The 26769-nt window shown below is 72.2% G+C and carries 23 protein-coding genes and 1 pseudogene; 11 read left to right on the top strand and 13 right to left on the bottom strand.

Annotated elements, in window-relative coordinates; all coding sequences use genetic code 11:
* Positions 1–11: 11 nt before the first annotated feature.
* Entirely contained in the window at positions 12–1478 is a 1467-nt protein-coding gene (locus J5X86_RS38235) for a glycoside hydrolase family 76 protein (RefSeq protein ID WP_208521260.1), read from the top strand.
* 57 nt (positions 1479–1535) lie between these two features.
* Here the strand turns inward: J5X86_RS38235 and J5X86_RS38230 are convergent, their stop codons facing one another.
* Entirely contained in the window at positions 1536–2444 is a 909-nt protein-coding gene (locus J5X86_RS38230; protein ID WP_208521354.1) for an NADP-dependent oxidoreductase, read from the bottom strand.
* Between the two features lie 95 nt (positions 2445–2539).
* On the opposite strand from J5X86_RS38230, the gene J5X86_RS52165 reads away from it, so the two are divergent.
* A complete protein-coding gene (locus J5X86_RS52165) occupies positions 2540–3832 on the top strand; it encodes a response regulator transcription factor family protein (protein WP_208521259.1) in 1293 nt (430 codons plus the stop codon).
* A gap of 95 nt (positions 3833–3927) precedes the next feature.
* Positions 3928–4533 carry a GPP34 family phosphoprotein gene (locus J5X86_RS38220; RefSeq protein ID WP_208521258.1) on the top strand — a complete coding sequence of 202 codons (606 nt, stop codon included), beginning with the start codon at positions 3928–3930 and terminating at the stop codon, positions 4531–4533.
* A gap of 24 nt (positions 4534–4557) precedes the next feature.
* Here the strand turns inward: J5X86_RS38220 and J5X86_RS38215 are convergent, their stop codons facing one another.
* The 6 genes from J5X86_RS38215 to J5X86_RS38190 all read right to left on the bottom strand — a co-directional run bounded on the left by J5X86_RS38215 (position 4558) and on the right by J5X86_RS38190 (position 9631).
* Positions 4558–5322 (bottom strand): SDR family NAD(P)-dependent oxidoreductase, encoded by a 765-nt coding sequence (locus tag J5X86_RS38215; protein ID WP_208521257.1) that lies wholly within the window; start codon positions 5320–5322, stop codon positions 4558–4560.
* Positions 5323–5390: 68 nt separating this feature from the next.
* Complete coding sequence (locus J5X86_RS38210; protein ID WP_078638620.1) at positions 5391–5585, bottom strand: ferredoxin; 195 nt, start codon at positions 5583–5585, stop codon at positions 5391–5393.
* Positions 5586–5599: 14 nt separating this feature from the next.
* Complete coding sequence (locus J5X86_RS38205) at positions 5600–6829, bottom strand: cytochrome P450 (RefSeq protein WP_208521256.1); 1230 nt, start codon at positions 6827–6829, stop codon at positions 5600–5602.
* An 86-nt stretch (positions 6830–6915) separates the two neighbouring features.
* A complete protein-coding gene (locus J5X86_RS38200; protein ID WP_208521255.1) occupies positions 6916–7560 on the bottom strand; it encodes a TetR family transcriptional regulator in 645 nt (214 codons plus the stop codon).
* A 194-nt stretch (positions 7561–7754) separates the two neighbouring features.
* Positions 7755–8414: a response regulator transcription factor gene (locus J5X86_RS38195; RefSeq protein ID WP_208521254.1), complete on the bottom strand. Its 660-nt coding sequence runs from the start codon at positions 8412–8414 to the stop codon at positions 7755–7757.
* Positions 8415–8449: 35 nt separating this feature from the next.
* Complete coding sequence (locus J5X86_RS38190; RefSeq protein WP_208521253.1) at positions 8450–9631, bottom strand: sensor histidine kinase; 1182 nt, start codon at positions 9629–9631, stop codon at positions 8450–8452.
* A 158-nt stretch (positions 9632–9789) separates the two neighbouring features.
* Here J5X86_RS38190 and J5X86_RS38185 point away from each other — a divergent pair, with 158 nt between their 5' ends.
* Entirely contained in the window at positions 9790–10032 is a 243-nt protein-coding gene (locus tag J5X86_RS38185) for a hypothetical protein (RefSeq protein WP_208521252.1), read from the top strand.
* Between the two features lie 33 nt (positions 10033–10065).
* Here the strand turns inward: J5X86_RS38185 and J5X86_RS38180 are convergent, their stop codons facing one another.
* Together J5X86_RS38180 and J5X86_RS38175 are read right to left on the bottom strand one after the other, a co-directional pair.
* Positions 10066–12645 (bottom strand): alpha-L-arabinofuranosidase C-terminal domain-containing protein, encoded by a 2580-nt coding sequence (locus J5X86_RS38180; RefSeq protein ID WP_374229332.1) that lies wholly within the window; start codon positions 12643–12645, stop codon positions 10066–10068.
* Positions 12646–12751: 106 nt separating this feature from the next.
* Complete coding sequence (locus J5X86_RS38175; protein ID WP_208521250.1) at positions 12752–13759, bottom strand: LacI family DNA-binding transcriptional regulator; 1008 nt, start codon at positions 13757–13759, stop codon at positions 12752–12754.
* 112 nt (positions 13760–13871) lie between these two features.
* Here J5X86_RS38175 and J5X86_RS38170 point away from each other — a divergent pair, with 112 nt between their 5' ends.
* From J5X86_RS38170 to J5X86_RS38155, 4 genes are all read left to right on the top strand, one after another.
* Entirely contained in the window at positions 13872–15026 is a 1155-nt protein-coding gene (locus tag J5X86_RS38170; RefSeq protein WP_208521249.1) for a Gfo/Idh/MocA family protein, read from the top strand.
* Positions 15027–15172: 146 nt separating this feature from the next.
* On the top strand, positions 15173–16186 hold the full coding sequence (locus tag J5X86_RS38165) for a permease (protein ID WP_208521248.1): 1014 nt from the start codon (positions 15173–15175) through the stop codon (positions 16184–16186).
* Positions 16183–16917, top strand: coding sequence for a TIGR03943 family protein (locus J5X86_RS38160; protein ID WP_208521247.1), 735 nt, complete (start codon positions 16183–16185; stop codon positions 16915–16917). Before J5X86_RS38165 ends, J5X86_RS38160 begins: the two co-directional genes overlap by 4 nt.
* 133 nt (positions 16918–17050) lie before the next feature.
* Entirely contained in the window at positions 17051–18061 is a 1011-nt protein-coding gene (locus J5X86_RS38155; protein ID WP_208521246.1) for an alpha/beta hydrolase fold domain-containing protein, read from the top strand.
* Between the two features lie 103 nt (positions 18062–18164).
* Here J5X86_RS38155 and J5X86_RS38150 read toward each other — a convergent pair whose 3' ends face one another.
* Together J5X86_RS38150 and J5X86_RS38145 are read right to left on the bottom strand one after the other, a co-directional pair.
* Positions 18165–19898: an IlvD/Edd family dehydratase gene (locus J5X86_RS38150; protein ID WP_208521245.1), complete on the bottom strand. Its 1734-nt coding sequence runs from the start codon at positions 19896–19898 to the stop codon at positions 18165–18167.
* 81 nt (positions 19899–19979) lie between these two features.
* Complete coding sequence (locus J5X86_RS38145) at positions 19980–20795, bottom strand: SDR family oxidoreductase (RefSeq protein ID WP_208521244.1); 816 nt, start codon at positions 20793–20795, stop codon at positions 19980–19982.
* A gap of 234 nt (positions 20796–21029) precedes the next feature.
* Between J5X86_RS38145 and J5X86_RS38140 the strand changes: the two genes are divergently transcribed.
* A complete protein-coding gene (locus J5X86_RS38140; RefSeq protein ID WP_208521243.1) occupies positions 21030–21770 on the top strand; it encodes an SDR family NAD(P)-dependent oxidoreductase in 741 nt (246 codons plus the stop codon).
* A 17-nt stretch (positions 21771–21787) separates the two neighbouring features.
* Here the strand turns inward: J5X86_RS38140 and J5X86_RS38135 are convergent, their stop codons facing one another.
* Positions 21788–24796, bottom strand: a complete 3009-nt coding sequence (locus J5X86_RS38135; protein ID WP_243982539.1) for a SpoIIE family protein phosphatase — start codon at positions 24794–24796, stop codon at positions 21788–21790.
* Positions 24797–24952: 156 nt separating this feature from the next.
* On the opposite strand from J5X86_RS38135, the gene J5X86_RS38130 reads away from it, so the two are divergent.
* Together J5X86_RS38130 and J5X86_RS38125 are read left to right on the top strand one after the other, a co-directional pair.
* Entirely contained in the window at positions 24953–26149 is a 1197-nt protein-coding gene (locus J5X86_RS38130) for an acyl-CoA dehydrogenase family protein (protein WP_208521242.1), read from the top strand.
* Between the two features lie 33 nt (positions 26150–26182).
* Positions 26183–26641: an Rrf2 family transcriptional regulator gene (locus tag J5X86_RS38125; protein ID WP_208521241.1), complete on the top strand. Its 459-nt coding sequence runs from the start codon at positions 26183–26185 to the stop codon at positions 26639–26641.
* 1 nt (position 26642) lies between these two features.
* On the opposite strand, the pseudogene J5X86_RS51285 reads toward J5X86_RS38125, so the two are convergent.
* Positions 26643–26769: pseudogene (locus J5X86_RS51285) on the bottom strand (IS630 family transposase); the annotation flags it as partial.

The following is a 26769-nucleotide window of genomic DNA, read 5'->3' as shown; positions in this document are numbered from 1 at the left end:
GGAGGCACGGCATGAGACGCACCAGACCGCCGCGCACCCGCCTGGCCGCCCTCGCCACCGGAGCACTCGCCCTGCTGGCCACGCAATTCCTCCCGGCCACGGCCGAGGCGGCGCCGTCCGCCACCATCTGCAACAAGTACTGCGACGCCCGTGACCCGGCGCTCGCCCCGCAGAGCCGCAACCCGGTCACCGCCACCCTCTTCTCCCGCTCCATCGCCCTGCACTTCGACGACGCCGACGCGATGGGCTGGGCATCCATCGACAACGGCGGCCCCGGTGACGAGGTATGGCTGGACCGCTCGTTCGACGGCGGCCGGAGCTGGTCCTCGGGCAGCCGCCTCGGCAGCACCGCCATCCCGTCCGGACAGCGGGGCTGGCGCACCCTCATGTACAACGTGGACGACTGGGGCGCCCATGGCGTCGGCGCGCTGCGGGCCTGCGGCAAGGCCGGTGACCGCCCCGACATCGCCTGTACGCCCTGGGCCCGTACGACCTGGAACGCGTGGGACCGCCGCACGGCCGCCGCCACCGCGCAGATGGCGTTCTACTCCAACGGGACCGGGCTGTTCTCCACCACCGGCTGGTGGAACTCGGCCAACGCCCTCACGGCCGTCATCGACAACATCCGCGTCACGGGCGTGCACAGCTATGAATACGCCATCGCCCGCACCTATGACCTCAACCTCGGCGCGCAGGGCGGGCAGTTCCGCAACGACTACATCGACGACACCGGCTGGTGGGGCCTGGCCTGGGTGGCGGCCTACGACCTCACCGGGGACTCCCGCTATCTCGCCACCGCCCGCGCCGACGCCGACTACATGGCCTCCTACTGGGACTCCACCTGTGGCGGCGGCGTGTGGTGGAGCACCGCGAAGACCTACAAGAACGCCATCGCCAACTCCCTCTACCTCCAACTGAACGCCGCCCTGCACAACCGGATCCCCGGCGACACCGCTTATCTCCAGCGGGCCAAGGCGGAGTGGTCCTGGTTCCAGGGCACCGGCATGGTGAACGCCTCGAACCTGGTCAACGACGGCATCGACCTGGGCACCTGCAAGAACAACGGCCAACCGGTCTGGTCCTACAACCAGGGCGTTCTGCTCGGCGGCCTCACCGAGCTGCACAAGGCCACCGGTGATGGTTCCGTGCTGGATACGGCCCGCCGCATCGGCACCGCCGCCACCACGTCGTCCCAGCTCAACACGGCCGACGGCATCCTCAGGGACCCCTGCGAGACCGGCGACTGCGGTGCCGACGGCCCGTCGTTCAAGGGCGCCCATGTGCGGGGGCTGGCCAAGCTGGACGCGGCCCTGCCCGACCACCCCTTCACGGCTTATCTGAAACGGCAGGCGGACCGCGCCTACGCCGCCGACCGCAACGCCCTGGACCAGTACGGACTGCGCTGGTCAGGACCGCTGGACAAGACCGACGCGGCGCGACAGCACAGCGCACTCGACCTGATGAACGCGGCACCCTAAGCGGCCTCGGGGGCGTGCCTCACTTCCCCGAGGCCGCTTAGACCCGGGCAGTGCCCATCAGGGCCGCAGAACGAGCTTGCCTCGGCTGTGGCCGGTCTCGCTCTGCTCATGGGCCTCGGCGGCGTCCGCGAGCGGGAAGCTCCGCACGACGGGCAGCCGCAGCCCGCCCTCCGCGGCGAGCCGGGCGTAGTCGGCGATGGCCTCCAGGGGGCGGTCGCCGCCGCCTCCGGAGAACGTGACACCGAGATCGGCGGCCGCGGGGTCGGCGATGGTGACGATGCGGTCGGTCGTGCCGCCCCGCAGCTCGATCGAGACGGGCAGGGCGCCCTGGCCGGCCGCGTCGTAGACGGCGTCGACACCACCCGGGGCCACCGCGCGCACCCGCTCGGCCAGGCCCTCGCCGTACGCCACGGGGATCGCGCCGAGCGAGCGCAGATAGTCGTGGTTGGCGGGGGAGGCGGTGCCGATGACGGTGGCGCCCCGGGCCACCGCGAGCTGGACGCCGACCCCGCCGACCGCACCGGCGGCCCCGTGCAGCAGCAGGGTCTCGCCCTCCGCGAGCCGCAGCAGGTCGAGCACGCGTGCCGAGGTCTCGGTGGCCACCGGCAGCGCGGCGGCCGTCTCCCAGTCGAGCCCGGCCGGCTTGGGCGCGACATCGGTGGCCAGGGCGTACGGGGCGTAGGCGCCGGTGGCCGTCCAGCCCAGCACCTCGTCGCCCACCGACCAACCGGTGACCCCCTCGCCGACCTCGTCGACAATCCCGGCCGCCTCCGTACCGGGGATCGCGGGGAACGCGGCGGGGCCCATCTGCGGCATCCAGCCACGGCGGATCTTGTAGTCGATGGGGTTCACCCCGGCGGCCATGACCTTCAGCCGCACCTGCCCGGGACCCGGATGGGGCTCTTCCGTCTCCTTCAGCCCCAGCACCTCGGGGCCGCCGTACTCCGCGTAGACGATCGCCTTCATCTCTCTCACTCCCGTCAGCCCCGTCAAGAGGGCGTTTGTACCGACAACGCCATCCTCGGCCGGGACCGCGAAGAGGGCCCATTACGCTGACGGACATGGACCTCACGGCCGCAGTCGATGTGATCCGGGCGCCCCTGGGCGAGATCCTGCCGCGCCTGTCGGATGCCCTCTCCGAGACGATTCCGCACCGGGCGCTGGCCGAGCTCTCCGGCAACTGCCCGCATTCACCGTTCAAGACCCATGGACACCCGCCCGGCGACCCCGGATCCGCCATCACCACCGTGGAGATGGCCGCCCTCTCCCCGGCGGCGCGCGCCGAGGGAAGCCGGCAGGGCCGGGCGCGGATGGCGGGGGCCGAGGTGCCCGTTCTGGCCCTGCACAGCGACGCCACCGCGCGGGGCGCGCTGCTCGTCCTCGTCCTGACCGAGGAGACTCCCGTGCCGGCCGAGTCCGTGGCGGCCGCCCGTACCCTGTGGGACCTGGTGACCGCGCACCGCGACCGGATGTCGGTGGAGGCGGTCCCCGGGACGCTGGCCCAGTCGCGGGCCGCGGCCGCGGCCCGGGCCACGGCCATCGCCGAGCTCGTGGACGCCCACGGCGCCGCCCTGTCCGCCCTGCTCGGCGTGTTGCGCCGACGCGATCTGGACGACTCGACCGCCCGGGCCCGCGCGGTGGACCTCGCCGTCACCGCCCTGGCCGAGCTGCGTGACCGGACCGACCGGGATCAGGCGCTGGTGGAGGAGTCGGCCGGTGACGCCTTCGCCCGGCTCGCCGAGACACTCCGCCCGGTGCTGCGCGGCCTGGCCGTACGGCTCGACCTGGGCCCGCCCGGCACGGAGGAGGGCGCCGACCGGCTGCTCCCCGCCGATGTGGCCAATACGGCCCGCGCGGTGGTGCACGCCGTGGTGCACGCCATGCTCGACGAGCAGGGACCGGGCCAGGACGGCGCGCCGCGCCCGGTGCGCCGCGTCCACGTCGGCTGGAAGGTCGGCGACGGCGAGCTGCGCGCCACCGTACGCGACGACGGCCCCGGCGTCCTGAGGCGGACCGCCCTGGACGCCCGCCGGGTCGGGGAACGGCTCTCCGTGCTGGGCGGGCGGCTGGACGTGGACGCGGTCCCCGAGTGGGGCACCATGGTGACGGCCACCGTGCCGCTGGGCCCGCCGCAGCCGGCCCGCAAGGATCCGCTGTACGTCCTGGGGGCGCGCGAACTGGAGGTGCTGGAGCAGCTGGCCCGCGGGCGGCGCAACCGGCAGATCGCCCAGGAGCTGCACATCAGCGAGTCGACGGTGAAGTTCCACGTGGCGAACATCCTGGAGAAGCTGGGGGTCACCTCGCGTGGCGAGGCCGCCGCGCTGGCCCACACGTGGGGTGCGACCGGCTCCTGAGCGGCCGGTGACAGGGCGGACACCGGAGGACACGTCGGCGGACAGCCCCGCGCTCGCGACGTATCGTTGCTGAGGGACGGCGAGCGGAGCGTTTCATGACCACACCGCGGGACCTGTTGATCGTCACCCTGGACGTGGCGACCACGCGCCCCCTGGAGCGGGGCGATCTGTCGCTCGCGCTCGCGGGAGCCGAGCTGATCGACCTCCTCGACGCCGAAGCGCTCGGGATCGAGGACGACCGCATCGTGCCGGGCCTGTGCCCGCCGACCGGGGATCGCCTGCTGGACGACGCCGCGTCCTCGTTCGTCGGCCGGCCGCCGTACGAGCCGGTCGGCGATTGGCTGTGGCGCAGAGGCCGCGGTCTGTCCCCGGCCTATCTGGACGCCCTGGAGTCCGCGGGACAGATCACCCGGCGACGGCACGGCTGGCTGCCGCTCCGCGCCGGTGAGGCGGTGCCGGTGGACTCCGCCGCCCGTCGGCACGCGATGGACCGCTGGGCCTCGGACGAGCCCGTCCTCGCGTCCCTCGCGGCGGCCATCGGGGTCCGTGAGCAGCCCGCCGGAGACGCCGCGGGCGCGGCCGGCGACGCGGCCGTGACCGTGCTCGCCGCCGTCAACGACGCCGTGATGGAGCTGGAAGCCGAACGGCAGCGGCGGGCCATCGAGGAAGCGGCCTTTGACAACATCTGGCGCGGCGAATGACCGCGTGATCGGTTCGGCACCGCGTCAGACGGCCGACCAGCCGTTGTCGACGGGCAGGATGACACCGTTGACGTTGCTCGCGGCCTCGGAGGCGAGGAAGAGGATGGCGGCGGCCTGCTCCTCGGCCGTGGCGATCCTGCCGGCGGTCGCGGCATGGGCCCCGATGACCGCCGGGCCATGCTCTCCCGGCCGGGCGTCGACCCGGATGGCGGTGGCGGTGCCGCCGGGGGCGATCGCGTTGGCCCGGATCCCCTGGTCCCGGTACATCACCGCGAGGGACTTCACCAGGCCCACCACACCGTGCTTGGCGGCGGTATAGGCGGCACCGGCGGTACTGCCGCGCAGCGACGCCTCCGAGGCGGTGAAGACGATCGCGCCCCGGCCCGCCGCCAGCATGTGCGGCAGCGCGGCCCGGGTGAGCATGAACGGGGCCGTCAGATTGACCCGCAGCACACGGTTCCATTCGGTGTCGTCGGTGTCCGCGACCGCCGAGAAGCGGTCCATGATGCCGGCGTTGTTGACCAGGACGTCCAGGCCGCCGAACTCCTGCACGGCCGTGGCGACGACCTCGTCCACCACCCGCTGTTCGCCCAGGTCGCCGACGACCGCGCGGGCGACTCCGCCCGCCGCCCCTATCGCCGTGACGACCTGCTCGGCGCCGTCCCGGTCGAGGTCCGCGACCAGCACCTTCGCCCCCTCGGCGGCGAACCTCAGGGCCGTGGCCCGGCCGATCCCCGATCCCGCTCCGGTGACGATGACGCCGCGATCCTGAAGACCGGTGCTGCTCACGGATGTCTTCCCTTCCTGATGTTTTCCGAATGTTGTACCCGGCTCTGGAACCGGCCCTGGAACCGGTCCTAGTCCTGGATTTCGATGGCCAGGGCCGGACAGACGGCCGCGGCGTGCCGGACGTCCTCGGCCTGTCCGGCCGGGGGCTCGGCGTTGAGCAGCACCACGATGCCGTCCTCGTCGCGCTGGTCGAAGACCTCCATCGCGGCGACCACACACTGGCCGGAAGCGACGCACTTGTCCTGGTCGACGGTCACCTTCATGAGCTTCTCCTTTGTCACCAGGTCACGGGCAGTTCGTAGACGCCGTAGACGGATCCGTCGTGTTTGAACGGGATCCGCTCCAGCTCGGTGGCCGGCCGCAGGGTGGGGATGCGGCGGTAGAGGGTGTTGTAGACGACCTGGAGCTCCATCCGGGCCAGCGGCTGGCCCAGGCACTGGTGCACCCCGAAGCCGAAGGCCACATGGCGGCGGGCGTCGCGCCGCAGGTCCAGCCGGTCGGGCTCGGCGAACACCCCGGGGTCCCGGTTGGCGATGTCATTGGCCAGGATCAGCCCCTCGCCCGCGCGGATGACCTCCCCGCCGATCTCGATGTCCGCCACCGCCACCCGCCGCCGCCCGCTGTGGGTGATGTGGAGATAGCGCAGCAGCTCCTCCACCGCCGAGGAGATCAGCTTGGGGTCGTCGGAGTCGCGCAGCAGGGCGAGCTGATCGGGGTGCTCGAAGAGGGCGAGGGTGCCGAGCGCGATCATGTTCGCGGTGGTCTCATGTCCCGCGATCAGCAGGAGCACACCCATCTGTGCCGCCTCGTCGCGGGCCAGTTCGCCCGCCGTGACCCGCCCGGCCAGCCCGGACAGCAGGTCGTCGAGGGGATGGGCGATCTTCTCGCCCATCAGGTCGTCCAGATAGCCGATCAGGTTCCCATGGGCGGTCGACCGCTGCTCGGGCGTGACGTTCCGATTGATGATGACCTTGCTGTTTTCCTGGAAGAAGTCGTGGTCGGCGTAGGGCACTCCGAGCAACTGGCAGATCACCAGCGAGGGCACCGGGAGGGCGAACGCCTCGACCAGGTCCACCGGGTTCGGACCGGCCAGCAGGTCGTCGATCAGATCGTCCACGATCTTCTGTACGCCGGGCCGCATCGCTTCCACCCGCTTGATGGCGAACGGCGCCGTCACCATCCGCCGCAGCCGGGCGTGCTCGGGGTCGTCCTTCAGGATGAAGCTGACCCCTGTGCCTCCGGGCGGCATCGGGGCCTGCCGGGGATAGCCGGGCCGGTTGATGTCGGCGCTGACCCTGGCGTCGCCCAGCAGCGCCCGCTGATCGGCGTACCGGGTCACCAGCCACGGAGTGCTGCCGTCCCACAGCCGGACCTTCGCCAGCGGGCCCTCCTGCTGCATGTCCCGCAGCCCCGGGGGCGGGTCGAACGGGCAGCCCGCCGCCCGGGCCATCGGAAACTCCGGGGCCTGCGCGGCGCGCTCGTCCACCGGGTTCACTGTGCTGGTCATCGCTTCCTCAATTCGTTTGAGGCGTGTGGTGGAACCCCCGTTGTCCCCCGACGGCCCTCACGGACCGCTGGTGTGCGGAGCCGCGCTCAGCGGGTGACGGGCGCCAGCCACAGCCCGACGATGCCGTCGATCAGACCGGTGGCGGCGTCGTGCCAGCTGGACCGGGGCGTGGCGGTGTTCTCGGCGAGCGCGCGCTCCCGTTCGGCGCACATGTGCAGGATCAGGTTGCGCGCCATGGCGCCGCGCTCGAGGTGCACCTCGAGCGGCAGCTCGGGAAGGCACCGGTTGAACCCTTCGAGGGTGTGCCGCAGTGCCGGAGAGGCCAGGGACTCCTCGGTCATGATCTCGTGGAGCGCGGGGTCGGTCATCACCTGGGCGCAGAACCGCGCGTACCAGGTCGGACTGGACAGCTCCGCCAGATGCTCGAGGACCGGGCGCACCAGACAGGCCACCCAGTCCCGTACGTCGGTGGAGTCGCCGATCTCGCTCAGCAGCCGCTTGCGCAACCGCTCTACCTGCTCGGCGTGTTGCCGGGCGATCGCCCGTACCAGGTCGGCCTTGGTGCCGAAGTGGTAACCGACCGCCGCGTTGTTGCCCTGTCCGGCGGCCTCGCTCACCTGGCGGTTGGAGACCGCGTACACCCCGCGCTCGGCGAACAGCCGCTCGGCGGCGGCCAGGATCGCCTCACGCGTGGCATCGGCCCGTTCGTGCCGTACCGTCCTGCCCGCCACGGTCACCACCTCACCAGCACGAGCAGCGGCTCGCCGTTTCCTCGATCCACGACGCTCTCCCTCGGTTCCGGGGTGGTCATCGACATGATCAGGCAACCTCATGGGCTACGTTAAGTCAAGCGACTGATTTAAGTCAGGGTGCCGTCGGAACCGCGCGCACCACCGCTCAGACCCCGGCGCGTGAGGAGCGTCGGTCAGCCGCCGTCCGACTCGCCGGCGTCGTGGACCAGCAGGGCGATCTGGACGCGGTTGTTGAGGTCCAGCCGGGTCAGGATGCGCGACACATGGGCCTTCACCGTCGGCAGCGCCAGATGCAGCTCGCGGGCGATCTCCGCGTTGGAGCGGCCACCCCCGACCGCCCGGGCCACCTCCCGCTCCCGCTCGCCCAGCAGCGCCAGCCGGGCCCGGGCGGCGGTGGCCCGGTCCTCCTGCCCGCCGCCCGCCACCTGCTCGATGAGGCGGCGGGTGACGGCGGGGGAGAGCACCGGATCCCCGGCGGCCACCGTCCGGATGGCCGCGACGATGTCCCGAGGCGGGGTGTCCTTGAGGAGAAACCCGGCCGCCCCACCGCGCAGCGCCCGCAGCACATGCGCGTCGGTGTGGAAGGTGGTCAGCACCAGCACCTCCGGGGCGCCGGGCCGGGCCCGGAGCTCGGTGGTGGCGGTCAGCCCGTCCACGCCCGGCATCCGGATGTCCATCAGCACCACATCGGGCCGGTGCGCGGCGACCAGGGCCGGCACCTCCGCCCCGTCGGCGGCCTCCGCGACGACCGCGATGTCCGGGGCGCCGCCCAGCATCAGGCGCAGTCCGGCCCGTACGATCGCGTCGTCGTCCACCAGCAGGACATGGATCACCCGCGCCGTCCTCCCTCACCCCTGGCCTGCGGCCCTCACCTCTGGCCCGTGGCGGACACCGGGTCCGCCGCAGGCCAGGGTAGCCAGGCCCGGACCCGGAAACCGTCGTGGGCCGGTCCCGCGCTCAGCTCGCCACCGGCCAGCCGGGCCCGTTCGGCCAGCCCGATCAGCCCCTGCCCGCCGCCTTCGCCACCGCCGGTGTCCACGGCGGCTCCGGGCGGCGGCGCGTTGCGGACCTCCACCGTCAGCCGGCCGGCCGGGCCCCCGGCCACCCGTATGGTGACCGCCGCGCCGGGCGCGTGTTTGCGCGCGTTGGTCAGCGCCTCCTGGACGATGCGGTACGCCGTCCGCCCCACCACGGGCGGTGGGGCCGGTCCGTCGGGCGGCCCGGTCAGCTCGATCCGGCCGCCCGCCGCCCGTGCCTCCGCCACCAGCCGGGCCAGGTCGGCCAGTTCGGGCTGGGGCCGCTCGTCCTCCGCCGGTCCCGCGCGCAGCACCCCGATCACCTCGCGCAGATCGCGCAGCGCCAGATGGGCACTCTCCCGGATCACCCCGGCGGCCCTTCCGATCTCCTCCCGGGGCGCTTTCGTATGGAACTCCAGCGCCCCCGCGTGCACACTCAGCAGTGTCAGCCGATGCCCCAGCACATCATGCATCTCCCGCGCGATCTCCTCCCGCGCCTCCCGGCGGGCCCGCTCGGCCCGCAACTCCGCGTCCGCCTCGGCCAGTTCGGCGCGCTCCCGCAGTGAGGCGATCAGCTGCTGCCGGGACCGCCGGAACAATCCCCAGCCGATGGCCCCGGCGATCAGCGCGAAGTACGTCAGCGCCGAGCTCTTCCGGTCCCCGGACACCTCAGGCAGCTGCCACAGGAAGGCGGGAAGCGGTACGAAGGCCACCGCCGCCACCCATGCCGTGGCCCGCCACGGCCGGGTCGCGGCCACCGTGAACACCGCCACCATGGCCGGACCGGTCAGGTAGTGCGACACCTCGCTGCCCGCCAGCAGCAGCGCCACCGCCAGCGCCACCGGCCACCGCCGCCGCAGCAGGACCGTCGCACACCCCAGCCCGCCGATCACCTGGTCGATGGTCCGCCACAGCGGATCGAGGCCGTCCTCGATCGGTATGGAATCCGAGCTGGCGGCGGCGAAGCAGGCGGCGAAGAGCATGAGCCCCAGATCGGCTGCCCAGTCCCGGCGGGTGCGGTGGATGCGGCGCATGTCCCGGCAATTTACGCGGACCCGGCGGGCGAGCGGGGATGGGCGGCGCGAGCGGATACTTAAGTACGACTCGCCGGTGGCGGGCGGTGTTCTTTGGTCATCGCCCGGTCGCCTTGTGCCCGATCCGCCGCCCGGGGCGGCCCGCCTAGGTTCGGGCCATGACATCCACCAAGGACACCTCCCCGCTCGCCGCCGTGTCGCATCTGCTCTCCTTCACCCTCGTCGTCGGTGGCGGAAGCGGTCTGCTGCACGAATGGTGGGGCTGGCTCCAATTCATGGGTTTCGTCCGCTTCGTCGTCCCCGATGGCTACGAGGTCTACAGCTATGTGGTGATGGTCGTCCTCGGCCTGGCGGTGGGCGCGGCGGGCGGTGCGCTCAGCGATCGAAGCCGCGGCCGGTGACCACCCCGGTCACCGGCCGCGGCTTATGCGTCGTTACTTCCGTGTCGCGATCCGCATGAACGTGATGGAGTTCGCCGGGAAGGTGTGACTGAAGGTGGTGTCCACACCGTCGAGTGTGGAACTGCTCGGCTTGATGGGCTGATCGGTGGCGCTGTTCACCGCGTCCGGGGCGCCCTGGAGCGTGGTCAGCCGCGCGGTGCGCCGGACCTTGACCCCTTGGCCGAGGTCGATACGGGTGCGGGCGGCCGCGTCCTGGGCGTTGACGACCTTGACGATGAGCTCACCGGTGGCCTTGTCGCGCGTCACCACCTGGCGGAACGGCTCGGCGGCCTTGTCATCGGTGAACGCGCCCCACTTCTTCCCGTCCAGGTACAGGGTCACCTGCCGGCCGCGGACCTCGATCCGCACGTCGTACGCCCGGCCCGTCTCGATCTTGGTGCCGTCCTCGGCCATCGTCTGCTTGGCGCCGTCGGTGGCCTTCTCCACGGCGGATCGGGTGTTGCCCCAGCCGCCGAGGTTCCACCAGTAGTAGTTGCCGGTGTCCTTGACCCCGAAGGCGATGAGAAAGCCCTCGCTGCCCGCGCGCTTGGTGGCCTTCAGCTTCAGGTCGTAGTTCTGCCAGCCGCGGTCGCCCGCGGTGACCATGGTGTTCTCGGCACCGGTGTCGGACTGTTCATACGCTCCGTCCCGCACCTGCCAGGAGCCGGTCCCGGTGGCCTTCGTCCACTTGCCGTCGCCGCCGGAGAAATCGTCGCTGAGCAGCGTGCCCCCGTCCGCCGAGGTGACCTGGACGTCGTCGTACGCGGCGCTGGTGGCCCACGTGGACAGGCCGACGGCGCCGGTGATCGGGCCGGAGGGGAGGGACGGGGTGGCGGACGCCTCGCTCGGCACGACCTGGTCGCCGACGTTGTTCATGAACAGCTTCTGGGTCTCATAGCTGGTCGAGCCCCAGGCGGCGGCGTTGTCGTACCAGATCAGATCCGGCCGCCACTGGACGTAGTCCTTGTTGGCCAGCAGCGGGGCGTAGGAGGCCATCTTCACCACATCGGCGTTGCGCTCCAGGCCGGTCATGTACGCGGCCTCGGCGAGGGAGTTGCCGAAGCGGTTGTCCTGTGAGGCGTATTCGCCGAGAAACACCTTCGGGCCCTGGCGGTCGTAGGAGTCGTAGCGCTTGTTGTTCTCCAGGAACCACTGGGGGCTGTTGTAGTAGTGCTCGTCGACCATCTTCACCTTGGCGGCGCGGTTCAGCTCCCACGCGCGGTCGAAGGTGACGCCGCTGTCGTCGGGCCCGGAGTTGCTGATCACCGTGATCTCCGGGTGCTTTGCCTCGATGGCCTTGCGGAACTCGGTGAAGCGCTCGAAGAAGGCGTCGGGGAGGTTCTCCTCGTTGCCGACCTCCAGACGGTTCAGCCCGAAGGGCTTCGGATGTCCCATCTCCGCACGCTTCTTGCCCCAGGTGGAGGTCACCGGACCATTGGCGAACTCGATCAGATCGAGGGTGTCCTGGATGTGCCGCTTCAGCAGCTCGGGGTCGTCGGTGGCCTTGTTCTGGCCGCAGCCGGTGACGAGGGCGGGCACCACCGGCAGCGGTGTCGCGCCGATGTCCTCGGCGAACTGGAAGTACTCGAAGTAGCCGAGGCCGTAGGACTGGTTGTAGCCCCAGAAGTTGGCGTTGGTGGGCCGCTCCTCGACCGGGCCGACGGTGTCCTTCCACTGGTAGGACCGCTTGCGCTCCCAGCCCGGTGCCTCGTACGCCCGGTGGCTGCCGGTGTTCACCAGACAGCCGCCGGGGAAGCGCAGAAAGCCCGGCTTCAGCGCGGCGATCTTGTCCGCGAGGTCCTTGCGCAGCCCGTTCGGATGGCCCTTGTAGGTGTCCCGGGGGAAGAGGGAGACCATGTCGAGCCGGACGGTGCCGCCACCTCCGGCGGTCACCGCGAGCCGTCCGGTGGTGTCCGTGGCGCGCGCGGTGAGCGTCCCGGTGTACTTCGTCCAGCGGTCCCCGCGCACGGTGGCGCGCAGCGGCGTGGCGAGTGCGGTGGCGCCCGAGGCGGTGTGCAGGCCGATCGTCAGCGGGGTGCCCGAGGGGTTGTCGGTGCGGGCCCACACCGAGAAGTCGTACGTCTTTCCGGCCTGGACCGCGATGCCGGTGTTGTATCCGGCGTTGGTGACGCCGTACCCCGCCCCGGCGCCGCTGCCGTCCCCGCGCAGATCCAGTCGCAGGTAGTTGCGGTTCTTCTCATGGAGCCGCGCCTCGTCGTTCACCACGCGCGCCGTGCCGGTGGCGCCGCCGGTCGTGGTCTCGGTCCACGAGGTGAGCGGCGTGTACGAGGCGTGGTCGGCGGTGTCGTACTCGAAGGACCGGTTCTGGACCAGCTCGGCGTACAGCCCGCCGTCCGCGGCGCGGTTGATGTCCTCGTAGAAGATGCCGTACATCGCGTCGTCGATCTCCGGGCCCGCGCGGTCCGGATCGACGGTGATCGAGTAGTCGGTCACGGCCGCGGAGGAGGCTCCGGCGGCCGTGGGATCGGTGAGCGACGCGGCGGCGAGCGAGGTGGTGAGCAGAGCGCTCAGGGTGAGGCCGAGGCCCGGTCTGATGCGTCCCATTGATCGCATGGCGACTCCTGTACCGCAGAATGTTCGAAATATCGGACACTGCTCAGTACTTCGGACGGACGATAGGCAAGGGACCGACGGGGCGTCAATGGGCGGTGCGCGACGGTCAGTCGGCCGATCGCGGTGGCGCGGTCGTACCGCGGACCTCAAGAGCCGGGGCGGTGAGGGCGACCTCGCCGGGGCGGGCGGGGTCGGCGATCCGGTCGAGCAGGCGGCGTGCGGCGCGACGGCCGATGTCGTGGTTCGCGTTGTCCACGGTGGTGAGCCACAGATGGCGCAGCCGCGCGAGATAGGTGTTGTCGTAGCCGACGAGGGAGAGGTCGTCGGGCACCCGGAGGCCGAGCTCCTCGGCGGCCGACAGGGCGCCGACCCCCGCCATGTCGTTGAACGCGAAGACGGCGGTGGGCCGGCGCGGCGCGGCCAGCAGCCGGACCGTGGCCCGGTAGCCGCCCTCCTCGGTCAGATCGCCCTGCTCCACGGCCGCCGACCCGGCCAGGCCGTGCTCGCGCATGACCGCCTCGAAGCCGCGGCGGCGCAGCTCGCCCACCACTCCCCGCCCGGCGATATGGGCGATGCGCCGGTGGCCGAGGCCGATGAGGTGCTCGGTGGCGAGGCGGGCGCCCAGCTCGTCGTCGCCCGCGACGATGTCCACGTGGGGCAGCACGGGCTCGCGGGTGCCCGCGACCACCGTGGGCACCCGCGCGGCCGCCGTGCGCACCGCCGCCGGGTCCGGGAGCGTGCCGACCGCGATCAGGCCGTCGACCCGCAGCTCGGTGAAGGTGTGGGTGAGGTCCTCGCCGAGCCGCCGGTTGAGCCGGCCGTCGGCCAGCAGCGTCCGCAGACCGCTCGCGTACAGCTGGGAGTTGAGGCCGTCGAGCAGCTCCACGAACCAGGGGTTGCGCAGGTCGTTGAGGAGCACCCCGACGGTCCGGGTGCGCCGCTCGCTGAGGCTGCGCGCGGCGGCGTTGGGCCGGTAGCCGAGCTCCTCGACGGCGGCCAGCACGGCCTGCCGCTTCTCGGGGCGCACCTGCTCGGAGCCGCGCAGCACCAGGGAGACCAGCGACTTCGACACTCCGGCCCGTTCGGCGACATCGCGGATCGTCGGTGGTCTCATGTTCTGGACCGTTCCACAGGGCGGACGTGGTTGTCAAAGGGGTTGACACCCTGCGGATAGGGCTTCCAGTGTGGGCCGGGATATTTCTGGAACGGTCCAAAGAAGGGCAGTCATGGTGAGTACGCTCGGGGTCGCCGTCGTGGGATTCGGCTGGATGGGACGGGTGCACACCCAGGCGTACGTCCGGCTGCCGCACCACTTCCCGCAGCTGTCCGTACGGCCCGAACTGGTCGCCGTCGCCGACGAGGTGCCCGGACGGGCCGAGGAGGCCGCCGGGCGGTACGGCTTCGCCACCGCCGTCCGGGACTGGCAGGAGGTCGCCGCCGACCCCCGGATCCAGGCCGTGAGCATCGCCGCGCCGAACTTTCTGCACCGCGAGATCGGCATCGCCATGGCCCGGGCGGGCAAGCACATCTGGATCGAGAAGCCGGTCGGGCTCACCGCCGACGACGCCCGCGCGGTCGCCGCCGCCGTGGCCGAGGCCGGGGTCCAGGGCGCGGTCGGCTTCAACTACCGCAACGCGCCCGCCGTCCAGACCGCGCGCGCCATGATCGCAGCCGGGGAGATCGGCACCGTCACCCACGCCCGCGTCCGCCTCTTCAGCGACTACGCCGCCCACCCCGAAGGTGCCCTGACCTGGCGGTACGAACGCGCGCGTGGCGGCAGCGGAGTGCTGGGCGACCTCGCCTCCCACGGAGTGGACCTGGCCCGTTTCCTGCTCGGCGAGATCGACGCCCTGACCGCCGACACCGCCGTGTTCGTGCCCGAGCGGGCCCGCCCCACCGGCGCCACCGCCGGACACACCCGGGCCACCGGCGGCGAGCTGGGCCCGGTGGAGAACGAGGACTACGTCTCCTGTCTGCTGCGCTTCACCTCCGGCGCCCGCGGGGTGCTGGAGGCGTGCCGGGTCTCGGTCGGCGAGCAGAACACCTACGGCTTCGAGATCCACGGCACCAAGGGCGCCGTCTTCTGGGACTTCCGGCGCATGGGCGAACTCGGCGTCAGCCACGGCACCGCCTACCAGGACCAGCCCGTCTCCACCGTGTACATCGGCCCCGGACACGGCGAGTACGCCGCCTTCCAGCCCGGCGCGGCCAACAGCATGGGCTATGACGATCTGAAGGTGATCGAGGCGTACCACTTCGTGCGCTCCATCGCCGAGGGCACCGCCTACGGCGCCACTTTGGACGACGCCGTGCACAGCGCCACCGTGCTGGACGCCATGGCCCGCTCCGCCGAGCGGGGCACCTGGGTGAACCCCGGCTGAGCGGAGCGGCTCAAGCTCGTCCGGATCGTGGTGGGCACAGGACATCCGGCTCATGGGTGGGAACGGTGAGCACTCGGGGCCGAACCGGCGTACTGGAGGGGGCGGGGAACCGCGCACGCACCCTCGACGCCGGAGGTACCTCACCCGTGAGCACCACGACCAAAGCGACCCCGACCCGGGCCGGCCGTCGCGACGCGGGCGATCCGCGGGGTGGGCGGTTCGATTCGTCCCTCGGCCTGATCATGCTGCTGGTCCTGGTGGTCACGGCACAGGGGCCGATCCGGCGGGCGCTGTCGGCTCCGGTGACGCAGAGCTGGATGACCGTGTTCGTCGCGGTGGTCCTCCAGGCCCTGCCCTTCCTCGTGCTCGGGGTGCTGCTGTCGGCGCTCATCGCGGTGTTCGTCCCGCCGTCGTTCTTCGCCCGCGCGCTGCCGCGGCGGCCCGCCCTCGCGGTGCCGGTGGCGGGGGTGGCCGGGGCGGTGCTGCCCGGCTGTGAATGCGCCTCGGTGCCGGTGGCCGGGGCGCTGGTGCGCCGGGGCGTCACCCCCGCGGCGGCGCTGGCGTTTCTGCTGTCCGCCCCGGCGATCAACCCGATCGTGCTGACCGCCACCGCCGTCGCGTTCCCCCGCGACCCGGAGATGGTGCTCGCCCGGTTCGTGGCCAGTCTGCTCGTGGCGTGTGCGATGGGCTGGCTGTGGCAGCGGCTGGGGCGGGCCGACTGGCTGCGCCCACCGGCCCGCCCCTCCTTCCACGGCCACGGCAGGGGCGCCGCGTTCTGGGCGTCCGTACGCCACGATGTGATGCACGCCGGCGGTTTCCTCGTCGTCGGCGCGATGGCCGCGGCCACCCTCAAGGCCGTGGTGCCGGTGAGCTGGCTGCGTGGCGCGGCCGATGACCCGGTGGTGTCGATCCTCGCCCTGGCGGTCCTCGCGGTGCTGCTGTCGATCTGCTCCGAGGCCGACGCCTTCGTGGCCGCGTCCCTGTCGCAGTTCTCGCTCACCGCCCGGCTGGCGTTTCTCGTCGTCGGGCCGATGATCGACCTGAAGCTGTTCGCCATGCAGACCGGTACCTTCGGCCGCGGGTTCGCGCTGCGGTTCGCCCCCGCCACCTTCGTCCTCGCCGTGCTGATGTCGGTCCTGGTCGGGGCGGTGCTGCTGTGAACCGGAAGGCTCAGGCGATCGTGCTGTTCCTCATTGGCGGGGCGGTGCTGCGGGCCGGTTTCACCGGCCTGTATCTGCGCTATGTGAAGGCGGGGCTGCGCCCGTTGCTCCTCGCGGCCGGTGTCGTCCTGATCGCGGCCGCAGTCGCCACCCTCTGGTACGAGCGGCCGCGCGCGGCCGATCGTGACCCGCACGCGGAGGAGGGCGACGGCGGCCACGCCCACCGGGAACCACGGGTCTCCTGGCTCCTCGTGCTCCCGCTGTTCGCCCTCATCCTGGTGGCGCCGCCCGCGCTGGGCTCGTACACCGCCATGCACACCGGCACGGCGCTGCAACGCCCCTGGGGCTTCCCCGCGCTCCCCGCCGGTGACCCGCTGCCGCTCAACGTGGCCGATTACGCGGGCCGCGCGGTGTACGACCACGGGCACTCCCTGGAGCACCGGAGGATCGAGGTCACCGGCTTCATCGCCCTCGACGGCCACGGTGCCCCCTACCTCGTCCGCATGGCCCTCAACTGCTGCGCCGCCGACGCCCAGCCCGTCAAGATCGGCCTGACCGGACGGATCCCGCCGGTGCTGCAACCCGACACCTGGCTGCAGGTCATCGGCACCTACACCCGCAAGCGGACCAAGGACCCCGTGGGCGGTGGCGCCATCCCGTACCTCGAGGTCAGCAGCTCCCGACCGGTCCCGGCCCCGCACGATCCGTACGACGAGAGCTGGAACGGCTGACCGCCCGGTGCCTCCGTCGAACCGGCCGCCGTGCCGCCACCCGGCCGATAAGATCGTCCGCGCGGCGGTTGCTCTTCGGGCAGTGGGCGGTCGGCGACGGGGATTTACGTCACCACGACCCTGGGAGCCGACCATGGCGAACACCTCCCCCGACCCGGCGGCCACGGTGCCGCTCGGGCCACCGCCGCCGTTCGACCCGGAGCTCATCGCGCCACTCGAGGCCATCGGCGAGATACTGCGGCCCGGCGGGTCCGGGGCGGATCCGGAGGCGGGGGACGGTCAGGGCGTGCCCGGTATGGAGACGCTGACGAACGAGGATCTGGAGCGCGACGGCGCCTTCCTGGTCGAGGAGCGGTCCGTCCCCGGCCCGGCGGACGCGCCGGAGGTCTCGCTGCTGATCTGCCGGTTGGCGGACGCGGCCATTCCCGCACCGGCGCTCTATCACATCCACGGCGGTGGCATGACGGTCGGCCACAACCGTCTGGGTATGCCGGAGTTGCTCGACCTCGCCCAGGAACTGCGGATCGCCGTGGTGTCCGTCGAATACCGCCTGGCGCCGGGGACCCGGCATCCGGGGCCGGTCGAGGACTGCTACGCCGGGCTGCGCTGGACCGCCGAACACGCCGAAGAGCTGGGCATCGACCCGGGGCGCATCGTGGTCGTGGGCGGCAGCGCCGGTGGCGGCCTCGGTGCGGCCGTCGCGCTGCTGGCCCGGGACCGCGGCGGCCCGGCCCTGTTCGGGCAGCTGCTGATGTGTCCCATGCTGGACGACCGCAACGACACACCGTCCGCCCGGCAGATGACCGGGATCGGGGTGTGGGACCGCGCCGCCAACGAGGCCGGATGGACCGCGCTGCTCGGCGACGCACGCGGGGGCGACGACGTCTCGCCGTACGCCGCGCCCGCCCGTGCCGCGGACCTGTCCGGACTGCCGCCCGCGTTCATCGACGTCGGCTCGGCGGAGACCTTCCGCGACGAGGACGTGGACTACGCCAGCCGCATCTGGCGAGCCGGGGGATCGGCCGAACTGCACGTCTGGTCCGGGGCCTTCCACGGCTTCGGCGGCATGGCACCGCAGGCCGCCGTCTCGCGGGACGCGCGGGAGGCGCGGCGGCGGTGGCTGCGCAGGCTCCTGGCCCACTGACGGCACCCGTGCGCGGGCCCTACGTACGGCCCGCGCACGCCCGCCGCGGGAAGACCGCCGCGGGAACGATCCGACCGCCGACGGCGGTGGCCGTGCGAGCGGGTCAGTGGGACTCGCGGGGCACCTCGTGTCCGCTGGAGCCGACCAGGAAGTCCAGGTCCAGCCCCTGGTCCGCCTGGAGCACATGCTCGGTGTAGAGCCTGCTCCAGCCCCGGGCGGCGACCGGCGGCGGAGGCTGCCAGGCGGCCCGTCGGCGCTCCAGCTCGTCCTCGGCCACCTCCAGGGTGAGCGCACGCGCCGGGACGTCCAGGGTGATCCAGTCGCCGTCGCGCACCAGCGCCAGCGGGCCGCCGACGGCGGACTCGGGGGCCACATGGAGCACTACGGTGCCGAAGCCGGTGCCGGACATCCGGCCGTCACAGATCCGCACCATGTCCTCGACGCCCTTGCGCAGCAACTTGGGCGGCAGCACCACATTGGAGACCTCGGGCATGCCCGGGTAGCCACGCGGGCCGCTGCCCCGGATCACCAGCACGGTGTTCTCGTCCACCGGCAGGTCCTCATCGGCGTGAACGGCGATGTAGTCCTCCGGTGTGTCGAACACCAGGGCCCGGCCGCGGTGCCGGAGCAGGTGGCGGGATGCGGCGGACTGTTTGATCACCGCGCCGTCGGGTGCGAGATTGCCGCGCAGCACCGCGGTGCCGGTGCCCGCTTCCTGGAACGGGTCGTCCAGCGTCCGGATCACCTCACGGTTCCAGCACTCGGCGTCGCCGACGTTCTCCGCCACCGTGCGCCCGTTCACCGTGGCCGCCTCGGTGTGCAGCAGCGCGCCCAGCTCGCGCATCACCACCGGCAGGCCCCCGGCGTAGCAGAAGTCCTCCATCAGGAACCGTCCGGAGGGCTGCAGATCGACCAGTGTGGGCACCTCCCGGGCCAGCGCGTCGAAGTCGTCGAGGCTCAGCGGCACCCCCAGCCGCCCCGCGATGGCCAGCAGATGGATCACCGCGTTGGTGGAGCCGCCGATGGCCGCGTTGACCCGTATCGCGTTCTCGAACGCCGCCCGGGTCATGATCTGCGACGGCCGCAGATCCTCCTCCACCATGGCCACGATCCGCTGCCCGGCGCGCTGCGCCGTCTCGTACCGCCGCGAGTCCACCGCCGGCCAGCTCGCCGAATAGGGGAGCTGCATGCCGAGCGCCTCGGCCATGGATGCCATGGTGGACGCGGTGCCCATGGTCATGCAGTGCCCGTTGGACCGGGCCATGCAGCCCTCGGCGAAGAAACACTCCTCCTCGGTCATCCGCCCGGCCGCAAGCTCGGCCTCGAACCGCCACACCTGCGTGCCCGAGCCCACATCCCCGCCCCGGTACTTGCCGTTGAGCATCGGTCCGCCGGTGACCATGATGGCCGGCAGATCGACGCTGGAGGCGGCCATCAGCAGACCGGGGGTGGTCTTGTCACAGCCGGACAGCAGCACCACACCGTCCAGCGGATTGGCCCGTATCAGCTCCTCGGCCTCCATGGCCAGCAGATTGCGGTACAGCATCGCGGTGGGCCGCATCAGCGTCTCGCCCAGCGCCATCGCGGGGAACTCCAGCGGAAAGCCACCGGCCTGCCAGACCCCGCGCTTCACCGACTCCGCCACCCGCTGCAGATGGCTGTTGCAGGGCGCCAGCTCCGACCACGTCGTGGCGATGCCGATCACCGGACGGCCGTCGAACACCTCCCCGGAATAGCCCTGGTTGCGCATCCAGGACCGGTAGACCATGCCGGACCGGCCCTCCGCGCCGAACCAGGCCGCGCTGCGCCGCCGACCGTGTGTTCCCGTGTCAGTCACTTCTGCACTCCCTCTGGCGAACGGTGATGGCGTCTGGACGAAGGGCGGTCTTGGCGAAGGCCGTCTCGGCGAAGAGCCTTCTCAGCGAAGGGTGATGACGTTTCCGGTGATGAGCGCGGCCTCGTCCGAGGCGAGGAAGACGATGGTCTTCGCGACCTCGGCCGGATCGGCGACATGGAAATGGGTGGGGCTGGAGGCGACGAACCGCCGGACCTCGTCCGTGACCCACCCGGTGTCGGTCACGGGCGGCTGCACCACATTGGCCGTGATGCCGAGGGCGGCCAGCTCCGCGGCGGCCGACAGGGTGTAGTCGGTCTGCGCGGCCTTCGCCGCACCGTAGGACACCTCTCCTGGGAAACCGAGGTCCCCTCCCGACGTCAGACCCACGATCCGCCCCCAGTCGGCACCGCGTGCCCGGTGGCGGCGGGCCAGCTCACCGATCAGCAGCGCCGGCGCCATGGCGTCCACCGCGAACTGCCGGGACCAGGTCTGCGCGGTGACGGGGCGCAGCGGCCGGTCGAACCGGTCGGCCGGATCGGGGGTGAAGGTGTCCTGGATCCATCCCGAGGCGTTGTTGACCAGGATGTCGACCGGGCCCAGGCGGTCCTCGGCGAAGTCGAAGAGCCTCCCCGGAACCGCGGGGTCGCCGAGGTCCGCTTCGTATGCCTCGGCCCGCCCGCCGGCCCGGCGGATCTCCGCCGCGACCTCTTCGCCGTCGATGGACCGCGCGGCGTGGTACGGATCCGGGGCGTCTCCCTCACCGGGGCCGCGCGGGCGCAGATAGGTGCCGAGCACCGCGGCGCCGCGGGCCGCCAGCGCTCGTGCCGTCGCGGCGCCGATTCCCTGGTTCGCCCCCGTCACCAGGGCGACATGGCTGGTTGACGATGTTTCCCGCATCCCCGCAGTACAGCAAAGACCAGCGCGACGCGGAAGATCGTGTCAGCCGCGGAGCCGCGGCCGCGTCGTCGTCCGGCCTCGGGCGGATCAGCGGATACGGCGTCACGTCACCGGGCCGCCGCGCCCGTTCAGCCTCAGCGGCGGCGAGCCGTCCGGCCCGGCGTGGGCCGGTGCGGTAATCATCCGGTGCGTGCGGTGTGGATCGGTGTCCGGCACACGGTGAGGAGTGTCCGCATGAGTGGTGAGCTGTCCGGAGCCACGGCCCTGGTCACGGGCGCCACGGCGGGGATCGGCCGCGCCGTGGCCCTGCGTCTGGCGGCGCTGGGGGCCGAGGTCGTCGTCCACGGCCGGGACGCGCGACGGGGTGCGGAGGTGGTCGAGGAGGTGTCCGCGGCGGGCGCCACGGCCAGGTTCGTGGCGGCGGATCTCGCCGAGGCCGACGATGTGCGGCGGCTGGCCGCCGAGGCGGGGGACGTGGACGTCCTGGTCAACAATGCCGGTGTCTACCGGTTCGCGGACACCGCCGGGACCTCGTCCGAGATGTTCGACGTCCATATGGCCATCAACGCCCGCGCACCGCTTCTGCTGGTCGGGCGGCTCGCACCGGGTATGGCCGCTCGGGGCCGCGGGGCCATCGTCAACCTCAGCACCGTCGCCGCCGGTGCCCCCGCCCGCAACGCCGGGGCGTACGGCGCCTCGAAGGCCGCGCTGGAGCTGCTGACCCGGGTGTGGGCCGATGAGTTCGGTGGCCGGGGAGTCCGGGTCAACGCCGTGCGTTCGGGCCCGGTCCGTACACCGGGCACCTCCGAGATGGGGGAGGAGGCCCTGCGGACCGTGGTGCGGACCACGGTCCTGGACCGGCCCGCGGTGCCCGAGGAGATCGCCGAAGCCGTTCTGTTCCTCGTCTCCTCGCGGGCGAGTTACATCACCGGCGCCATCCTGGAGGCCCGGGGCGGCGAGCTCGCCATCGGTTGACGCGGGCCGCCGTACTCCTAGACCGCGCCGCCGCACGCGATGGGCTGTTCCGTCCAGATGCACTTGCCCTCGGCGGTGTAGCGGGTCCCCCAGCGCTCCGAGAGCGCGGAGACCAGTTGCAGCCCCCGCCCGCCCTCGTCCGTCTCGGCGGCCCGGCGGATCCGGGGAGTGGTGGAGCTGGCGTCCGAGACCTCGCAGATCAGCGATCTGCCACGGATCAGCCGGAGCCGGGTCGGCCCCCTCGCGTGCCGCACGACATTGGCCACCAGCTCGCTCACCAGCAGTTCGGTGGTCATGACGAGATCGTCGAGATCCCATGCCTCCAGCTGTTCGCGGACATGGGTGCGGGCGAGACCGGCGGCCACCGGGTCCTCCGGCAGCGGCCACCCGGCGGTGTTCCCGGAGGGCAGTCCGTGGAGCCGGGCGATCAGCAGGGCGGTGTCGTCGGCGGTCAGCCGCTGGGCCGGCAGCATCGTCCCGACCAGGAGGTCACAGAGCCGGTCGAGCCGGTCGTGGTCCTCGCCGTGCTCGCCGCCCGCCCTCCGGCCGTTGGTGCGCGGACGGCGTGGCGGACAGGTGAGGAGCCGGCCGTACTCGCTGGTGAGCACCTGGGTGCACTCGGCGATGCCGGTGTCGATATCGCGCGCCGCGGACTCCACCAGACCGTCGGTGAACAGCACCAGCAGACTGCCGTCGGGCAACTGGAGATCCACGGTGGAGAACGGGGGCTCGGCGGCGCCCAGCGGCGGATCGGGCGTCGGATCCAGGCACTCCACGCTTCCGTCGGGGCGCACGATCAGCGGCGGGGGATGACCGGCGCGGGCGAGGGAGCAGCAGCCCGAGACGGGGTCGTACACCGCGTACAGACAGGTGGCGAAGGAGTCGTCGCCCAGATCGCTGACGACCTCGTTCAGATGGGCCAGGACCTCCTCGGGAGGCAGTTCCAGGTTGGCGAGCGTGTGCACGGCGGTGCGCAGCCGCCCCATGGTGGCGGCCTCGGCCAGACCGTGGCCCATCACATCGCCGATGACGACGGCCACCCGCTCCGCGGACAGCGGAATGACGTCGTACCAGTCGCCGCCGATGTCCGTACCGCTGCTGGCGGGCAGATAGCGGACGGCGGGGGTGAGGGCGGCCGGCGAGGGCAGGGTCCGGGGCAGCAGTCCGCGTTGGAGCGCCTGGGCGCGGGCGTGCTCGGTGTCGTAGAGACGGGCCCGGGCCAGCGCCTGGGCGACCATTCCGCTGAGGGCGGTGAGCAGGGTGCGCTCATCGGCGGTGAGGCGGCGGGGCTTGTCGAAGGAGACGCTGCAGGTGCCGATGGCGTTGCCCGAGGCGATCAGGGGAAGCACGGCCCAGGCGTTCTTCCGGGCCAGGGCGGGACTGCCGGACAGGTCGGGGAAGAGCCGCACGTACTCCTCGGTCGAGGAGATGAAGAACGGGCGCCGCGAGCCGAGCACTTCGTTGAGCAGACGGTAGCCACCGAAGGCCGGGACCCCGTCGACCCTGCGGAGGAAGGCGCGGGGATAGCCCACGGAGCCCACCACGTTCAGCCGGCCGCCCTCCAGGAACAGCACCAGCAGACCCGAGGCGCCGAACGGCGGCAGCACATGCGCGGCGACGACCTGGACGACGTCCTGGGTGGTCACCGCGTCGGCCAGCGCGCTGGCCAACTCACTGATCCTGGCGGCCTGTTCGGCACCGGCACGCTCGGCCTCCGCACGCCGCGCGGCCTGGGTACGGCGCTCGGTCGCATCGGTGAGATAGGCCGTCAGCCCATCGGGCACGGAGACCAGCCGGATGTGGTACCAGCGGTCATCGGTGGGCCACTGGATGTCGAACCCGGTCGGCCTGCCGTCGGCGGCGGCGCGCCGGCAGCGCTCCTCCAGCTCGGGGACCGTGCCCGCGGGGCCCTCCCAGAGCGGCCTGCCGAGCACCTCCGCGGCCGGGCCGACCAGGCGCTCGGCCTCGACATTGAGGAAGGTGATCCGCCAGTCCTGGTTCACCGCGAAGAACGCGTCGCTCATGTACCGCAGCGCCTGCCCCACCGACTCCCGGGCCATCCGGCTCTCGGTGGTGTCCCAGACCTTCCCGATCATGCGGACGGGCTCGCCGTTCTCGTCGAGCTCGAGATGGGCGCGGCTCTGCACCCACCCGCTGGTTCCGTCGGGGCGGCGGACCCGGTACTCGGCCTCGTACCCGCTCCGCTCACGGAGCGACTTCTCGGTGGCGGCCATCACCCGCGGCATGTCCTCGGGGTGGATCAGGTCGATCCAGCTCTCGATCCGCCGCTCGTAGCCGCGGGGGATGCCGAGGAGCGTGAGGCCCGCCCGGTCCCACCACATCTCACCGGTGCGGATGCCCCATTCCCAGGAGCCGACGTTGACCACTTCCAGGGACTGCTGGAGCACCGAGCCGCCCGGCCGCTGGTGCCACCACGGGTGTTCGTCGCAGTCGCCGATCCCGCCCGCCGAGCGCGAGAGGCGGCGCTCCACCCAGCCTCCCACCGCCTCGAGGAAGGCGGCCTGTTCCGGGGTCGGCTCCCGCGGGCCGGTGAGGACGGACAGTGCGCCCACCGGCCCGTCCGGCCCGGTCAGCGGAACGGATGCCACCGTGGTCGCCGCCGGCAGGGCCCCGGAGGAGGCGCGGCCGGTCTCCCCGGGCCCGGGGGTCTCGCCCGGCCCGAAAGTCGCGCCGCCGGCCGCCGGCAGCCAGACGAAGCGGCCGTCCCGCACAGCCCGGGCGGGGGCGAGTGGGGCCTCGTCCTGGCGGATCTCCTCCCAGCCCCCGAGGGCGGGCAGCGGCAGCCCGCTGGCCAGGACCAGGCGCAGCGTACGGCTGCCGGCCGGGCCGCAGGACCAGTGCATCAGCCCCGCGAGTCCGCCCAGCTCGGAGACCGCCTGGTCCAGGGCGTGCTGCAGCGCCTCACGGTCGTTGAGTGCGGCGCCTACCGTCGAGAGCAGGGAAAGCCGTTCATCGCCCCATGAGTGGGAGCGCCCCACCGCGTCTGTTTCGCGCCGCTCCTCCATCCCCGGACCTCACCTCATGGAATAGAGCATTCTCGGACAAACGTAGCACTGGCATATGTGGAACATCGCTCACTGGACGTCCGTGGCCAAGTTCCCTATTTTCCCTACTGGAAAAATAGGGAATGATGAAGCCCGGCCGGATGGAGGGGAGCGGGCGTGACGGTGGTGGATGCGGTGGCCGAAGCGCCCGACCGCGCATGGTGGCTGCAGACTGCCGGCGAGGCGGCGGACGACCTCGCCACGGACGCGGTCATCCGCGACCAGGCCGGCAAGACGCCGTACGACGAGGTCGCCCGGTTGCGCGAGGCGGGACTCTTGGCGCTGCTGATCCCCGTCGAGCACGGGGGCGGGGGAGCGGGCTGGTCCACGGCCTGCGCCGTCGTGCGGAAGATCGCCGCGGCCGATGGCGCGATCGGCCAGGTGCTCGGCTGCCACTACCTGCTGTCCTTCAGTGCCCGCTTCTTCGGCGGGGCCGAGCTGGCCGCCCGGCTGGAGCGGGAATCGGCGGCGGGGCAGTGGTGCTGGGGCGGCGGGCTGACCACCCACGAGCCACGGCTGACGCTCACCTCCGGGAGGGACGGCCGGGTGGTGAACGGACGCCAGGGGTACGCCACCGGCGTCCTGGTCGCCGACCGGCTGGCCGTCCGAGCCACCCACGCCGACACCGGTGAACCCCTCGCCGTGCTCGTCGACGCCGCCGATCCCGGTGTGGTGTGCGGTGGCGACGACGGGGACACCTTCGGGCAGCGGCTGGCGGCCGGCGGAAGCGTGGAGTTCGACGCGGTGCCGGTCGAGGACGGTGCGGTGCTCGGCCCGCTCTCCTGGGACGAGGACACCCCGTCGCCCTTCAGCGGTCTGGCCGCGCCGACCGGGCGTCTGGTCTCGGCGCAGATCTGTCTCGGGATCGCGCAGGGGGTGCTCGCCGAGGCCCGCGAGTACACCAGGGCCGTGCACGCGCCCTGGCCGCACACCTCCCCGCGCGATCCGTACGCGCTGACCACCTACGGGGAGCTCACCGTCGCCACGCTCTCCGCCGCCGCCCTCGCCGACCAGGCGCTGGAGGCCCTGGACGGCGGGCTGGCGCGGGGCGAGGACCTGACCGACGACGAATGCGCCGAGATCACCGTGCTCGCCGCCGCGGCCGAGGCCGCCGCCTCCCGGGCCGCCCACGACGCCACCGCCCGCGCCCTGGACGTCGTCGGCGCGCGCTCCGCCTCCTCCGCCTACGGATTCGACCGCTTCTGGCGCAACGCGCGCACCCATACGCTCTACGACCCCGTCGCCCACCGGCTCCACGAGGTCGGGGACTACTTCCTCAACGGCGAGCACCCCCCGTTCACCCTGCCCTTCTGACGGCCCGCCGCGCCGGTGGCGGATAATCAGGGCATGCGGATCTCGGCGAAGGCGGACTATGCGGTGCGGGCGGCGTTGGAACTGGCCGCGGCGGGGGAGGACACCTCCGTCAAGGCCGAGGTGATCGCCGGTGCGCAGGGCATACCGCACAAGTTCCTCGAAGGGATTCTGGGCGATCTGCGCCGGGGCGGGCTGGTGGCCAGCCAGCGCGGGGGCAACGGCGGCTACCGGTTGGCCCGCCCGGCGGACACCATCAGCATCGCCGAGGTGATCCGGGTGGTCGACGGACCCCTGGTGTCGGTGCGCGGAGTGCGCCCGCCCGAGCTGTCGTACTGCGGACCGGCGGAGTCGCTGCTGCCGCTGTGGATCGCGGTGCGGGCCAATGTGCGCAAGATTCTCGGCGAGGTGACCCTCGCGGAGGTGGCCGCGGCCCGGCTGCCCGGCGACGTCCTGGGCCTCGCCGAGGACCCCGAGGCATGGACCAATCCCTAGTCTAGTGACCTGAGTCAGAGATTCTCTGGCAGTATGCGGCGACTTTGTCGAGGATGTCGTCGGCGGTCTTGGTCCACACGAACGGGCGGGGTTGCTCGTTCCAGTCTGTGAGCCAGGCGCGGATGTCG

Origin of the sequence: Streptomyces sp. NEAU-YJ-81, from assembly GCF_017592595.1 — a bacterium.
Lineage (GTDB): Bacteria > Actinomycetota > Actinomycetes > Streptomycetales > Streptomycetaceae > Streptomyces > Streptomyces hygroscopicus_B.
This window is presented reverse-complemented; position numbering and strand designations above follow the sequence as displayed.

Coding starts and splice junctions, on each gene's coding strand:
- J5X86_RS38235 (WP_208521260.1), top strand. CDS start 12: ATGAGACGCACCAGACCGCCGCGCACCCGCCTGGCCGCCCTCGCCACC.
- J5X86_RS38230 (WP_208521354.1), bottom strand. CDS start 2,444: ATGAAGGCGATCGTCTACGCGGAGTACGGCGGCCCCGAGGTGCTGGGG.
- J5X86_RS52165 (WP_208521259.1), top strand. CDS start 2,540: ATGGACCTCACGGCCGCAGTCGATGTGATCCGGGCGCCCCTGGGCGAG.
- J5X86_RS38220 (WP_208521258.1), top strand. CDS start 3,928: ATGACCACACCGCGGGACCTGTTGATCGTCACCCTGGACGTGGCGACC.
- J5X86_RS38210 (WP_078638620.1), bottom strand. CDS start 5,585: ATGAAGGTGACCGTCGACCAGGACAAGTGCGTCGCTTCCGGCCAGTGT.
- J5X86_RS38205 (WP_208521256.1), bottom strand. CDS start 6,829: ATGACCAGCACAGTGAACCCGGTGGACGAGCGCGCCGCGCAGGCCCCG.
- J5X86_RS38190 (WP_208521253.1), bottom strand. CDS start 9,631: ATGCGCCGCATCCACCGCACCCGCCGGGACTGGGCAGCCGATCTGGGG.
- J5X86_RS38185 (WP_208521252.1), top strand. CDS start 9,790: ATGACATCCACCAAGGACACCTCCCCGCTCGCCGCCGTGTCGCATCTG.
- J5X86_RS38180 (WP_374229332.1), bottom strand. CDS start 12,645: ATGCGATCAATGGGACGCATCAGACCGGGCCTCGGCCTCACCCTGAGC.
- J5X86_RS38175 (WP_208521250.1), bottom strand. CDS start 13,759: ATGAGACCACCGACGATCCGCGATGTCGCCGAACGGGCCGGAGTGTCG.
- J5X86_RS38170 (WP_208521249.1), top strand. CDS start 13,872: ATGGTGAGTACGCTCGGGGTCGCCGTCGTGGGATTCGGCTGGATGGGA.
- J5X86_RS38155 (WP_208521246.1), top strand. CDS start 17,051: ATGGCGAACACCTCCCCCGACCCGGCGGCCACGGTGCCGCTCGGGCCA.
- J5X86_RS38145 (WP_208521244.1), bottom strand. CDS start 20,795: ATGCGGGAAACATCGTCAACCAGCCATGTCGCCCTGGTGACGGGGGCG.
- J5X86_RS38140 (WP_208521243.1), top strand. CDS start 21,030: ATGAGTGGTGAGCTGTCCGGAGCCACGGCCCTGGTCACGGGCGCCACG.
- J5X86_RS38135 (WP_243982539.1), bottom strand. CDS start 24,796: ATGGAGGAGCGGCGCGAAACAGACGCGGTGGGGCGCTCCCACTCATGG.
- J5X86_RS38125 (WP_208521241.1), top strand. CDS start 26,183: ATGCGGATCTCGGCGAAGGCGGACTATGCGGTGCGGGCGGCGTTGGAA.